General features: G+C 55.7%; 8 protein-coding genes. 1 reads left to right on the top strand and 7 read right to left on the bottom strand.

The window, feature by feature from the left end:
* The 4 genes from LBR61_09760 to LBR61_09745 form a co-directional block, all read right to left on the bottom strand.
* Positions 1 to 1017, bottom strand: a 1017-nt coding sequence (locus LBR61_09760) for a type IV secretory system conjugative DNA transfer family protein (protein ID MDR1732361.1), incomplete at its 3' end; no start/stop codon positions are given.
* Positions 1017 to 2420, bottom strand: a complete 1404-nt coding sequence (locus LBR61_09755; protein ID MDR1732360.1) for an ssDNA-binding domain-containing protein — start codon at positions 2418 to 2420, stop codon at positions 1017 to 1019. The genes LBR61_09755 and LBR61_09760, both read right to left, overlap by 1 nt.
* Positions 2421 to 2497: 77 nt before the next feature.
* Complete coding sequence (locus tag LBR61_09750; protein MDR1732359.1) at positions 2498 to 7939, bottom strand: DEAD/DEAH box helicase family protein; 5442 nt, start codon at positions 7937 to 7939, stop codon at positions 2498 to 2500.
* A 359-nt stretch (positions 7940 to 8298) separates the two neighbouring features.
* Entirely contained in the window at positions 8299 to 8655 is a 357-nt protein-coding gene (locus LBR61_09745) for a TnpV protein (protein ID MDR1732358.1), read from the bottom strand.
* 428 nt (positions 8656 to 9083) lie between these two features.
* Here LBR61_09745 and LBR61_09740 point away from each other — a divergent pair, with 428 nt between their 5' ends.
* The gene (locus LBR61_09740; protein ID MDR1732357.1) at positions 9084 to 9239 is read left to right on the top strand and encodes a hypothetical protein; all 156 of its coding nucleotides are present in this window, start codon (positions 9084 to 9086) and stop codon (positions 9237 to 9239) included.
* 175 nt (positions 9240 to 9414) lie between these two features.
* Here the strand turns inward: LBR61_09740 and LBR61_09735 are convergent, their stop codons facing one another.
* The 3 genes from LBR61_09735 to LBR61_09725 form a co-directional block, all read right to left on the bottom strand.
* Entirely contained in the window at positions 9415 to 9594 is a 180-nt protein-coding gene (locus LBR61_09735; GenBank protein ID MDR1732356.1) for a hypothetical protein, read from the bottom strand.
* Between the two features lie 37 nt (positions 9595 to 9631).
* Positions 9632 to 11485 (bottom strand): ssDNA-binding domain-containing protein, encoded by a 1854-nt coding sequence (locus tag LBR61_09730; protein MDR1732355.1) that lies wholly within the window; start codon positions 11483 to 11485, stop codon positions 9632 to 9634.
* A 5-nt stretch (positions 11486 to 11490) separates the two neighbouring features.
* Positions 11491 to 12698 (bottom strand): RepB family DNA primase (locus tag LBR61_09725; protein ID MDR1732354.1); only part of this gene is annotated, 1208 nt, incomplete at its 5' end.

Here is a 12698-nt window from a genome sequence, read left to right as displayed (position 1 = left end):
GTCAGCGATGCCGGGGCAGCCTCTGCCTTCGACCCTGTGTCTGTAGAGCAGGTGGGTGATGGCTCCGAGAAGGAAGCTGGATGCCGTGCGGCTCCAATGGTCCTCCAAACCCTTGCCCTGGGGGTCGATGATGATGGCCACCACCTGCTGAATGGTGGCCGTCTCGCTGTAGGTGTCCGAGTGGATCATCTCGAAGGGGTATTTCTCGATGTTTTCAGGGTCCGTAAGAAAACCTTCCGGGAACTCGTAGTCCAGCGGCACCTCCTCCAGCGGATTGAACGTGGCCGACGTGCCTTTTTCCACCGCGAAGGGGTCCGTGAAGTCCAGCTTCAAAACCTTGTCTCCCAGGACGTTTTTCCGGTATCCGGCGCTGCAAGCGTAATTTTCTCCCTTGATGTCCAGCACGAAGGCGCTCTGGTTCCATCCGTCCAGCAAAGTGGGGAGCACGAGGGAAATTCCTTTGCCGCTCCGCGTGGGCGCGTAGCACAAAACGTGCTCCTTTCCACCGTGCCGCATCTTCTTTACCTGATTCCCCACACTGAAGCCGCCCACGACGACGCCTTCCGGAAACGGTTCGCCCCGGTCGTCCAGCAGACCCGCCTCTTTCACTTCCCTCAGAGTCGCCCAATGCGCCGTCCCGTGAATGGATTCAAGGCTCTTGCCTCTGGACCTGAAAATGTACGTTCGGGTGAAGAACACCGACAGCAGGAGCCCGGCGGCGAAGACAAACGCGCTTTGAGCGGCGAAGCGGACGTCAGTTTCCTCATAGACTCTGAAAAGCTCGAACAGCCAGTAAGCTCCTTTATAAAACGGATAGACCGGATAGCCGAATAAATCAAAACACAGATTTCCAAGGGCCGGATGGAACATCAGCTTATAGGCGATGAACTGCGCCGTCGCTTGCAGCGTCAGAACGACGCACAGGCAGAAAATCAGGGATGCCACGATTCTCCGTCTGCGGGTTTCGGAATCCCCCTGGAAGGAATAGGAGCGTGTCTTGACTTCGTTCCGGGCCATTACCGGGCGCGCTCCTCAATGTCGTTCTCTTTGTTCTTCTCTTTCACTGTTTCCTCGCGGGTTTTGACCGTGCTCTTTCCGTCCATTCCCTTCGTGATCGTCAGGCCCGCTCCCACGGTGACGGCAAGATTGCTTTCCGTCGCTATTTCCTTTATTTTGTGGAGCACTGCCTGATTCCCCGTGATCCTCTGGACCGCGATGGCGTCGGGATGCGTTCCGGCGAGCCCGATGATTTTCCCCGTGTAGGTCTTTCCCGCCTGAGCGTCGGTGACGATGGCTCCGCGCTTCATCTTCTCCTTCGCCAGCTTCGTCGCGGCGGCGGTGGGGTTCGACAGGGCCTGTTCCTCTTTCGCGGAAGCGGAGGCGCGCATCTGAGCGATCTCGCCCACCGCTTTTTCCGCCGAGGACTTCACCGCCTCCTGCTCGGCGTTCAGATCCGCGTTGGGGAGGTTGGAATCGAGCCCGTCAGGCAGGAGAACAGCGTCGGCCACAATGCCCTCGGCCCTCTGTGCTTCCGATTTCTCCTGCCGGGCTTCCTGCATGGCGCGGACCTTTTGCATTTTCGCCTCGTAGTCGTTCCAGTTTACCGCATTCCTGTCGGGTTCCGGGCTTCGCTCGTACTCCATGCCTTTCAGCAGGCCGTCCGCGATTTTGTCCGCGTCCCTGGTGGCGTTGAAAAGCTCCCTCGGATTTCGCCGTATGCTGACGGACCAGGAATTCGTCTGAGCCTGAGCGTCCAGGGGCATTCCGGTATCGAGGCGCGTCTCCCGGCATATACGGGAGACGACCATGCTGTAGCGCAGGGCTTTCAAATCCTCCGTGTGGACATTTTCAGATTGCTTTTTCACCGCTTCCGAGGCAAGAGCTTTTACCTGCTCCAGGTAGTCCGGCCATTTCGCCTCGTCGTTCATCTCAATGCCTGCTCTTTTCAGCATGGCGTTCGCTCTGGAGAAGTCCGGCCTGCGCTCGGCCTCCGGCAAAGGGATACAGGCGTTGAGCTGTTCCACGTTAAACACAGAATAGCTCCTGACCGACAGCTTCCCGTCTTTGTTTTCACCCCAGTGCTCCAGAGCGACGCCGTTTTCGCCTTGTTTCACCATAAAGCCGTGTTTGTTGGCGTCAGAAAGCGTGATCCACTTATTGTCCCTGTAGCCTTTTTCCGCGCATTTCTCCAGAAGATAAAGCGCGTTGATCCCCTTGTATTCCCTGCCTGTCGCTGCGTTCGTGGGCGGGGCGACAGGCAGTCCATATCTCTGCCAGGGGATCACTCCGGCCTCCAGCGACGCGGCGACGCGCTCCGCCAATTCCTTCCTGCGCGCTTCGTGCTTCGGGATTTCGTTCTTTTTCTTCGTCTCTGTCTCCGTCCCGTTTCCCTGTGTCATATTCTCGTTTTCCTGCGTCATAAAAACATCTCCTTTATCCTGAGGCTCTGCCTTAAACTCCGCCAAAGGGTCGAAGGCCCTTTGGAATCCCGAATTATTCACCGTCCCAAATAACTGAGCCCGGCTTCATTGCCGATGTCCGCGCCTGTTTGTCCGCTATGTCCAATACCGCATTTGCCCTCCCTGTCGTAAGCGACGTTTAAATCCAAATTTCCCCCTGCGCCTGATTTCAGTATCTTTTGCAGCTCCGGGGCTTTGTCGAAGGCGTGGACGACGCCAAAGCCTCGTGAAATCTTCTGGACAGCGTAGTTTTCGCCTATTTCCAGAACGTTTCCGGTGTAAGACTGCCCATTCTGGGCGTCGATCACGATGGAGTTGGCTCCGAGTTTCGCCTTGGCGCTGCCCACGAGCGTCTCCCGTTCGCCGACATCTTTCGCCGCCGCCTCTTCGGGAATCACGGCTTCGCCTGGTTCGTAGTTTCCAAGGTTCAGTTCGATGTTGAGCTCCGTGAGCCGGGCGCTTTTTGCCTTCAATTCCTCCTCCATCGGAAAAGGGCGCGCTATTTCCTCCTTCGCGTCTCTGACCTGTTTGTGAAGGTCCGCCAGGCGTTCTTTCTGAACGGCGATCCTTTTGTTGATTCCGTCAAGGGCGTTATTCAGCCGGACGATGTTGCCGCTTTCACTGTCTCCCAAATACGCGGTGTGGCTCGCCGCGCCTTTCAGCGTCACCTCGGGGGCTTTCTCCGGCTCGTTGTACCGAACGCTCATTTCGAATCCCCGATACTCGCCAAGAGGCAGAACTGTGTAAGGCGTCGCGGCCCGGCAGAGTTCGGTAAGGGCTTTGCCGGCCTCCTCTCTGCTTTCGCAGGTCTTTCCCATGAGCGTCATCCCCGGAAACTGCTCCGAGTCTCTGGTTTTTGCGGACCGTTCTTCGTCCGCTTTCAGCGATTCGATGCTTTTCTCCACGTGCTGAATCCATGACGGGAAGTTGTTTTTCAGCCGGGTTTCCAGTTCATAGACGGTTTTTTGATGACTGGCTTTCGCCATTTTGAGTTTGGCGACCTGAACGTCCAGGTTCATCTTCTCGGCGATGAGCGGATTTCCGGCGCACAGGGCCTTGACCTCGGCGTAACTCAACACGGATTCGTCAACGTCCTCGCAGCTTCGCACAGGGCTTTTCGAGCTCATGATCTGACTGATAAAGCGCTGCTTCACCTCAAGTGTCTGCCATAAGTAGCTGTCGAACGTTCCCCTGGTTGAATATCTGTACACGTGCGCCAGGTCGTTTTCGTTGCCCTGCCGGATGATTCTTCCCGCCCGCTGCTCCAGGTCGGCGGGCCGCCAGGGACAGTCCAGGTCGTGGATGGCGATCAATTTGTCCTGCACGTTGGTTCCCGCCCCCATCATCTGAGTGGAGCCCATGAGGACGCGAATCTGCCCTTTGCGTACTTTAGCGAAAAGCTCCTTCTTTTTCAGCTCGTTGTCGGCATCATGGATGAAAGCGATCTCGTTCTCCGGGACGCCGCGCTGGAGCAGTTTGCTTTTGATGTCGTCGTATACGTTGAACTTCCCCTTGCCTGGCGTGGAGAAATCGCAGAAAACAAGCTGCGTCGATCTTTTGTCCTTCGTCTCTTCCCAAATTTTGTGGATATTCTCCATGCAGGCGTTCACCTTCGTTCCCGGCTCGTCGGGATAATGCGGGTCCATAAGACGCTGGTCCAAACCGATCTTTCTCCCGTCAGTGGTTATGAGGAGCATGTTGTCCTCGTTGGGCTCCACCATGCCGGCGCTGATGGCCGCGGCCCGCTCCGAGAGTTTGGCGACGAGATCTTTCTGGGTTTCGGTGGGTTCCACGGCGATGTTGTGAAACGCCGCCTCCGGCCTGGGAAGGTCCAGAACGTCCGCCGTCTTTATGTCCGCGCACTCCTTCACCACCGCCATGAGTTCGGGCAGATTAAAAAATCTGGCGAATCTCGTGCGGGTGCGATACCCCGAGCCTTCGGGGGCCAATTCGACCGTGCTTGTCACCTCTCCGAAAGTAGACGCCCAACTGTCGAAGTGTTTAAGCCCCATCTCTTTCAAGCGGTCATTTTGCAGATACCTCATGTTTGTGAAGAGCTCAGTCATGGAATTGCTCAAAGGCGTGCCTGTGGCGAAGGTGATGCCCCTGTTCTCTGTGATCTCGTCCATATAGCGGCACTTCATCTGCATGTCCGAGGATTTCTTCGCCTCCGTCTGGGGGATGCCCGCCACGTTCCGCATCTTCGTGTGCAGGTAAAGATTTTTGAAGCCGTGACTTTCGTCCACGAAGAGCCGGTCGATTCCCAGTTCCTCGAAGCATACGACATCATCCTTACGTTCATCGCTGTTCATCTTTTCCAGCTTCGCTTCCAGGTTTCTTCTCAGCTTTTCAAGCTCTTTGACCCCGAATCGCTCTCCATGCGCCGCTTTCATCTCTTCAAGCGCGTCGGAAATTTCCCATATCTGGTCCTGAATGAACCGCTGCTGACGCTCCTGTGAGACAGGGATTTTCTCGAACTGGCTGTGGCCGATAATCACGGCATCGTAGTCGCCGCTCATGACGCGGGCGCAGAATTTTTTCCTGTTCCGGGTCTCGAAGTCCTTTTTCCTCGCAACAAGGATGTTGGCGGCGGGATAAAGGCGCAAAAACTCGCTCGCCATCTGTTCGGTCAGATGGTTGGGAACCACCATGAGGCTCTTATGGCACAGGCCCAGACGTTTCATCTCCATCGCTCCGGCGATCATCTCGAAGGACTTCCCCGCGCCGACCTCATGGGCAAGAAGGACGTTGTTTCCCAGGAGGATTCGGGCTATGGCGTTTTTCTGGTGGTCCCGAAGCGAAATTTCCGGCGACATGCCCGGAAGGACCAGGTGACTGCCATCGTATTCCCTCGGACGGGTGGAGTTGAAGAGCCTGTTGTATTTCTCCACAAGCGTTTCACGGCGCTCCGGATCTTTGAAAATCCAATCCCGAAACGTTTCTTTGAGGGTTTCCTGCTTCATCTGAGCCAGAGCCGTTTCTTTCCGATTCAGCACGCTTGATTCGCCGCCGTCCGCCGTTTCGATTCTGTCGTAAATCCGGATGTCCTTCAGGTTCAGCGTGCTTTCGATGATCCTGTAGGCGTTGATCCTGGCTGTTCCATAAGTGACGGTGGCCTTCACGTTGCCGAAGTCGCTCTCTTTGCCGGATATATTCCACACGCCGGTGTATTCCGAATAGTTCACCTGAATGTATACCTGCAGCCGTTCCGGAGTTTCGAGCAGTTCGTAGACGAACTCCTGGACGTATTCCCTGTCGATCCACGTGGACCCCAATCTCACGTCGATGTCGCCCGCTTCCAGGCGTTTCGGCTGCGCTTCTTCAAGGGCGGCCACGTTTCCGGCGAAGGTTTCCGGATCAATGGTCGCCCAGCTTTTCGCCAGCGCCAGCTTGTCCCGGACGTGGCCGGACAGATATTCGTCCGCCGTTTCGTAGAGGCAGTTCCCCTTGTCGTCGCGCTTTTGGGGATTGGGGAAGATGACGCCCCGCAAATCCTCAATGATCTTCTCCCGCTCCATGCCGGTCAGTTTTGCCATGTAGTCCAGATCCACCCGCGCTTTTTCCGACAGAGAGACGGCGAGAGCCTCATTGGGAGTATCCACGGCCACCGGCGGAGAGTATCGCCTGATGGTGCGTTTGGTGAACATATCGGCTTTTCTTTCCAGCCGCCCGTTCTCGTCCAGCACTTCAAGGGAGCAGAGCAGGTAATAGGCGCTGTCCCTGTCGAAGACTTTCGCGTTGGCTCTGTCGTTGATGAGGCCGAACCTTGCCGAGAATCTGTCGTAGCTTTCGTTCAGCTCCGCCTGTTGTTTTTCGACGATCTCGTCGGGGTAGTCGCGCTGTTGGGACAGAATGATGGACCGGACATGGCCTTCGAGTTCCAGCAGCCCTTTCACCCGGGCTTCGTCACTGGGCGAAAGCTCCTCTTTGTACATCCGCTCCTGTCGGCGGTAATACACGTCGCCATCCACCAGGGTGAAGCTCCAGTTCCTCACGTCCGGGTCGGCGGGGATTCCCTGATCTCTGTCCTCTTTTTCTTCCGGGATGTAGTCGAGGATTTCCCCTTCTATTCTGTTCACGGCGCTGTCCAGGAGTTCGGACAGGTCCTGACCTTCGACGGGAACGCAGGAAGTTCCGTCGTCTCTTCCATAGAGCTTGTTGCCCTGTGTCATTTTGCCGAGGATCATGTCGGGATGGGCGGTGAAATACGAGTTGATCTTCAAACCGTCTTCGTTCCGGTCGAGGTGGACCCAATCCGGCTCCACGTCGATGGTTCGCTCCCGCTTGCGGAGAAAAAGAATGTCGGTTGTGACCTCTGTGCCCGCGTTTTCCATAAAAGCGTTGTTGGGCAGACGTATGGCCCCAAGGAGCTCCGCTCTTTGCGCGAGGTATTTCCTGACTGACGGGTTGGTTTTGTCCATCGTTCCCTGGGAGGTCACGAAAGCCACGATGCCGCCAGGACGAACGAGGTCGAGGGATTTGGCGAAAAAGTAGTCGTGTATGAGGAAATTCCTGTCATCGTACTTTCGATCCGCCACGCCATACCCGCCGAAAGGCACGTTGCCCACCGCCGCGTCGAAGGTGTTTTCGGGAAAGTTCGTTTTCTCGAAGCCCTTTATCTGGATGTCCGCACTTTGGGTCAGTTGCTTCGCGATGCGCCCCGAAATGGAATCCAATTCGACGCCATACAATTCGGAGCCCCGCATTTTTTCGGGCAGCAGAGCGAAGAAGTTCCCTATGCCCATTGCCGGTTCCAGGATTGCGCCTTCGGTGAAGCCCATATTGTCCAGCGCCCTGTAAATAGCCCTGATGATCATCGGGCTGGTGTAGTGAGCGTTGAGAGTGGAGGCCCGCGCGGAGTTGTATTCGTCTTCGGTCAGAAGGTCCTGCAGTTCTTCGTATTCGCCGCTCCAATCTTTGTTGTCTTTGTCGAAGACCTGCGGTAAGCCGCCCCACCCGATGAAGCGGGACAACACTTCCTGTTCGTCCTCCGTGGCGAGGCGGTTTTCGGACTCGATGTTTTTCAGCGTCCTGATCGCTTTCACGTTGTTGCGGTATCGGGTTTTGGGGCCTCCGTAGTCTCTTGGCTCGTCAGATATGCGGTAGTCAATCCGCCGGGGCCGCGGGTGAGCATCTTCATCCGGCGTTTCGTTTTCCGGGCCGAATATCCTTCCGTACTCCGCGCCGTATTTGCCCGACATGACGAGGGAAGTCAACCTTTCCCGGACCTTCGCCCAGGAAAGCGACGAGGCTTCATTTTCGCCTTTTGTGATTGAGAAGCCGCCGCTGTCGTGCTTCACCCATCCTTTGGAGCTATCCGGGTATTCCAGGCTCATCCCGCCGATGCCGAATTCATTTTTCAGCGTGAGGGTAATGTGGGTCGGCTGCGCGTACTCCAGACAAGCCAGCACAATATTCTTCTTGCGTCCGCTTACGGAGGCGCTGGAAGTCAGCGCGAAGTCGATGTCGTCATAATCCATCGGTTTCTTTTCGTTTCTTTTGGAGGTTGCTCGAATGACACCGATTTGGTCTTCTGCGTCAAAAAACGGGAGCGCAAGCTGTCTCGGCCCCTGCGGTTCAGGAATGTCTGCCGTATCAGGAATTTCTATGTCTTTGGTGGCGTTTTCAGTATCAGGGGGCGTCGGTTCCTCCCGCTGAAAATTTCTGGGGTTCGCGAGGTACAGGCTCTCGAATTGTTTTTTGGGAACAGCTCTGGAAATGGGATATAAAAGCCCCGGATTGGCGAGGTGAACATCGAATAAACCGATGTTTTCTATTACGAATCTGGTGTCGTCCTCAAGGTAAACGCTGTCGCCGACGGAATATGAAGGCTTCTCCGCTACTCGTGGATCAGGTCCATAATTCTCTCTTCCGCCAGGGCTTTCGTCATGTTCATGTGCCGGACCCAGCCCATCTGGTCCGTCGCCTTGTTCGGAGCCGGTTCCCTCTCCAGCATCTTCCTCATGTCCTTCTCGATTCTCGATTTCGCCGTTTCTTCGGTCTCCGTCAGGTGGCTGTAAAGCGTCCCTCTCAGGAGCAGTGCCTCGTACATTCCCTTCCTGTGGTTCTTCAAATATTCCAGCCTCATCAGAGCGTATTTGCCCAGAGGCTCCGGTTCCTTCCGCTCGTCCATCTCCAGGTTCGGAATCCAGTAATCTCCCATCTGCCGATACGTCAGGCTGTTTCCGTTCATCATGTTCTTTGCTCCTTTCCGGCAGGAGGCGTTTTTCAGGTTCATAAACTTTGACGGTTCGTTCGATGTGGCGCAGGATCGTTCCAGAAAGTTCCGCTGCCGCTTCTCCAAGTTCCGCCGCGGATTCCAGGGAATTATACTCCCGAATGCCCGAAAAATCCTCCGTGACTTCCGAAGCGTCGATCCCGCAGCGCGTCAGGATCGTGTAAAGAGCCGTGGCTTTCGTGAGTTTCCGGAAATCTTTTTTCTCTCCGTCCGCACCTGTAACATCCTCGGCGGCAATTTCCAGAAGGCCCTCTACCTGATCTTTCAGCGTTTGCCCATGAGGTCCATAGATATTTTGGAGCGTCTCCACAACGCTCGTTTCATGTTCCGGGGCAAACCTCCAGATATACGGCTGACGCGTCCCCTGAGCGCGGGATGGCTCTCGCGTGTCCCGCAGGTCGAACACGTATTTGAGGCGCGGAAAAGGACTGTCTCTGTCGATGAGCGCGATGCCCCTGGAACCTTTCGCCACGAAACGCCCGAACGTCTCGTTCCAGATCGCCATTGAAGCGCAGGCGATGGCGTCAGGCCGCTGCGCGTGAATGAGCACCCGGTCCGCCCATGAATACTTGTACATGGCGGCGGAGCTGGAGAGAAACTCTCCCCAGCTTTCCCCGTCCTTCGTTATTTCCAGCGTGTGACGCTCCGCGAGTTCGGATATTTGCTGAACCTTCGTCTCCGTTTCCGCCACGGAAGTGTTTTTGCCGCCGCCTTCACTCATTCAGCCAACTCCGGTTCGTCGTCTTCTCTCAGCCACCTTTTGATGAAATCCCGTTCGTTTTCCCCGCTGAAATCGTCATCGCCTTCATCGAAGTCAAAATCATCAGGATCGTCGGTGGGCTCCGGGGCGCAAATCAAATCCCGTATTTCCTCAGAGCTCAGTTCATCTCGCGTCATATTTCTGTTCCCCTTTCTCGATTGATGTTTTTTTGTTTTACCGTGTCGCCGCCGTTTCACGCTCTTCCTCCTCTCCACGCGGCGTTTTCAGGCTGCCTGTGGATTCCCGGTCGTAAGAAATGGACACGCGGGTTTGCGGCCCGGAAAATCCAGAAAGATGCTTCAATGCTTCCGGATCCTCCATTTTCGTCAGGTTGTGGAGGATGGCCCTGCCGGGTCCGATTTTCTGAATGGCGAAGTCATCTCCGATGTGGAACAGTTCTCCGACGTAGGTCTGGCCTCCCTGCGCATTCGTCACAAGCGTCCCCGGACCGATAAGCTCTTTTGCCAGTCTAACGGGGTCGGTATTTATTGCAGACTGCCTCATGGGGGCCTGTTTCACAACTTTCTCATCCGAAAAATCCGTGTCCCGCGCCGCCGACATCTCTTCCGGAACAGGAGGAACAGGCTCGGAAATTTCGCCTTCTTCGCGAATGTTCGGGCTTTTCTCCATGACCTTTTCGTAAGCGATCATGTAGTCCGCGATCTTCGTGGCGTCGCGGACGGCTTTGTAAAACTCCCTGTAGTCGTCCTTTATAGTGCCAAGCCAGTGCCGGGTGTAACCGGCGTGCCCCATGACGTGTTCTTCCATATCGGCCTCCGTCATTGACATCTCGATCTCCTGAAAGACAAAGGCGCTGGCCATCTCCGCCCTCAGTTCCTCCATCGCGTACTCCGTCGAACCGAAGGGCGTTCCCAGGTCCTCTCTGTTCATTCGCGAAGGATGCCCCGTCGAGTGCGCCACTTCATGGAGCGCGGTGGAGTAAAAATGTTCCGAAGTCTTGAACAAATCTCGGTTAGGCATACCGATAAAGTCCTGGGACCTGGTATAATACGCGCCATCCATGCCGTATCGGATCGGGACGCCGCAGTTGTTCAGAATGGCCTCGGCTCGGTCGTGACAATGGAATTCTTCTTTGGGCTTCGTTTCAAGGGGTTCCAGTCCTTCGATTTGAGAAGCGTTGAAGACCGTGTACGTTTTGCAGTACAGCATCCTGTGTTCCTCCGAGGCTTTTTCCATCGCCTTGTTGATCTCTTCCGGCGACGCGCCCCGGTCGTACATCTCCTGGATTTTCCTGTTGAGAATCTCCATGCCTTTTTTTGTCTTCTTCGGGTCGTATTCTCCGTAATACTCGATTTTTGTCCCGTGTTCGCCGCGCCTGACCTGACAGCCTTTTTCCATCGCCTGTTTATAGGTCATCCAGCGGGGATCGGCGTAGCCTTTATCGAGGGCTTCCGCCAGAAGGTAGGCGATGTTGACGCCATTGTACCGTTTGCCGCTGGCGGCGTTGACTGGCAGGTTTATTTCCGCGGCGGTCCAGGGTTTTTGCCAGAACGCGTTGCCCTGTTCCATGAGGGAAATGATTTTCTTCGTGAACTCCTGCCGGAATTCTTCGACCCTGTTGCGGGGCTTGGGCCAGTCGATTTCGTCCAGAACGGATTTAACCGGCGCCTGCGGAGAGTTTTCCACCTGCGCTGCTCCCTCTTTCGGCGTCACATCTCCGAGTGTCGGTTCCTTTAGTTGCCGTTCGTGTTCCCGCTCCTGCTCCTCCACAACGTTGCCCCACGTGCCCGCCAGAAATTTCCCTGAGTTCGCGTCGTAGAGGACGGTCAGGTTATAGGCGTCGCCCATGTTGATGTACTGGACATCGACGCCGCGCTCTTCGTTGAGCTCTCCTTCAACGCCAAATCCTTCAATTTCCTTATTCGCTTCCTCCAGCAACTCAGCGACCAGGTGACTGATATGGCCATAATGGTTTGGACGCCTTTCCTCCAGTTCTTTGTTCAGGCGTTCCGCCGTCTGCTCCGCTTTCTTCTGAAATTCTTCTCTTTCGTCAGGCAATCTTTTCACCTCTTTCATCTTCCATGTGCCTGTTCCGATGCACGTTCCCGCTCTCGCCGGAGTTCTTCCGCGTAACTTCTGCCCTCTACTTTCATAAACCTGGGGCGGTACTCCCGCGCTTCTTCGTACTGCCTGACGCCCCGAAGCCCGAACACAAAGTTCTCCGTCGTTTCCCGGGCGTAGCGTTTCCAGTTCCGGCTGCCGTATTTGGACGTGTACTCGGAGTCCGTCATGTTTTCACGCCTCAAGGCGGGCGCGTTGGTTTCGATGGCGTTTTGTATCTGGCCGGCAGAGTATCCCGTCACCCTCATTCGCATGGCGATCATGGCGTCAAGGCTGGAGTAATCCGAAGGCCCGCCCTGTCTGGCAACGATGTCCCGATAATGAGCCCAATACGCACCGTCCGGATTTTGCGGCCCCGCGCCTCTGTCAAAAGAAACGGGTTTTCGATGTACTTCCGCTTCCCTGACGCGCCTTGCCGTTTCTTTCATCGCGGCATGAATGGTTACGAGTTCGGTCTGGGCTTTTTCGCATATCCCCCCGTTTGCCTCAATGAGCGCAGCATCAGGGTAGGTCCCGTCTTCGCGTTTGTGTTTGGGCTTCCGATTCGGGAACGGAGGCAAACGATGGCCGTGAACGGAACCGGAGAGCTTCGGGTCGCCGTATTTGAGATTGAGCTCTCTCGTCAGCCTGTTCGCGGCGTCCCGGTCTTTCGCCGAATCGCCCTCCACGCTGGGAACGGTCAGTATCGCCTGATAGTTCTTCGGGCTGGACTCGATGACGCAGGCGGGGGAGTATCCGTCGTCTTTGAGTTGTTGCAGTTTCTCTCCGGTCAGGTCGTCCACAAGAATATGATGTTTGTCCCCGCTGATCGGCGTCACAATGATGTTCTTCCCATAATATGCGTATGTTGAAAACTTCGGAATAGCCTCTATGATTTCTTCTTTTGTTTTGCCTTCGTAGCCGTTGTTTTTCCTGTCGTAAAGAAACGCCTTCGTCCCGGTTTCGGTATACTCGGTCACGACGACGCGGAAGCGTTCGGCGTCCACGGCGTCGGCATATTGGACAAAGGCGCTTTTCGCTCTCTCCTGTTTCATTCCCTTCGCCTCCCTGTTGTTCCGGGTTTCACGCAGCCGCTTTCTGCCCTCCTCCACCTCACGGGCAAGGTCGGGGTTGAAGATTCTGAGATTGTGTTCTATGGCCAGCTTCACGCAGGCGCGTT

The organism is Synergistaceae bacterium (assembly GCA_031272035.1).
Taxonomy (GTDB): Bacteria; Synergistota; Synergistia; order Synergistales; family Aminobacteriaceae; genus JAISSA01.
The sequence above is the reverse complement of the archived record's forward strand: the minus strand, read 5'-3'. Positions and strand labels throughout refer to the sequence as shown.

What these genes read in the sequence shown, in the direction of transcription:
- LBR61_09755 (MDR1732360.1), bottom strand. Translation starts at nt 2,420, where the DNA reads ATGACGCAGGAAAACGAGAATATGACACAGGGAAACGGGACGGAGACA.
- LBR61_09750 (MDR1732359.1), bottom strand. Translation starts at nt 7,939, where the DNA reads ATGGATTATGACGACATCGACTTCGCGCTGACTTCCAGCGCCTCCGTA.
- LBR61_09745 (MDR1732358.1), bottom strand. Translation starts at nt 8,655, where the DNA reads ATGATGAACGGAAACAGCCTGACGTATCGGCAGATGGGAGATTACTGG.
- LBR61_09735 (MDR1732356.1), bottom strand. Translation starts at nt 9,594, where the DNA reads ATGACGCGAGATGAACTGAGCTCTGAGGAAATACGGGATTTGATTTGC.